1 protein-coding gene is annotated in these 507 nt (G+C 70.8%); it reads left to right on the top strand.

Annotation, left to right across the window (positions count from 1 at the left end; all coding sequences use genetic code 11):
* Positions 1–425: COG4315 family predicted lipoprotein (locus tag AC5RV2_RS18905; RefSeq protein WP_494093605.1), on the top strand; the 425-nt coding region annotated here is incomplete at its 5' end.
* Between the last annotated feature and the right edge of the window lie 82 nt (positions 426–507).

The following is a 507-nucleotide window of genomic DNA, read 5'->3' on the forward strand; positions in this document are numbered from 1 at the left end:
CGGGCGCGCCCGGAATGACCACGCCGGCGGCGCCGGAGACAGACGGCGGGGAGACCGGCGGCGCGCAGGCATCCGGCACCTCTACCCTGACCACGGCCGAATCCGACCTGGGCGACATCGTGGTGGACGGCGAAGGCATGACCGTTTACTACTTCACCCAAGACGTCCCGGACTCAGGCGAGAGCGCCTGCACGGGCGACTGCCTGGCCGCGTGGCCGCCCGTGCTGGCCGAGGAAGAGCCGGAACTCGACGGGGTCACCGCGGAGGTGGGCCTCATCGACACCCCGGACGGGCAACAGCAGGTGACGCTGAACGGCATGCCCATCTACTACTGGGCGCAGGACAAGTCCCCGGGAGACACGACCGGACAGGGCGTGAACGACGTCTGGTATGTGGTCGCCCCCGACGGCGAAATGATCAAGTAGCTCCACGCCGCCATCCTGCCCGCAGCCGCCCGCCCCAGGCCGGCAGTCCGGGGCCGGCAGCTGCGGGCGTTCGATCACGGGC

This window comes from Arthrobacter sp. Y3225116 (assembly GCF_059091245.1).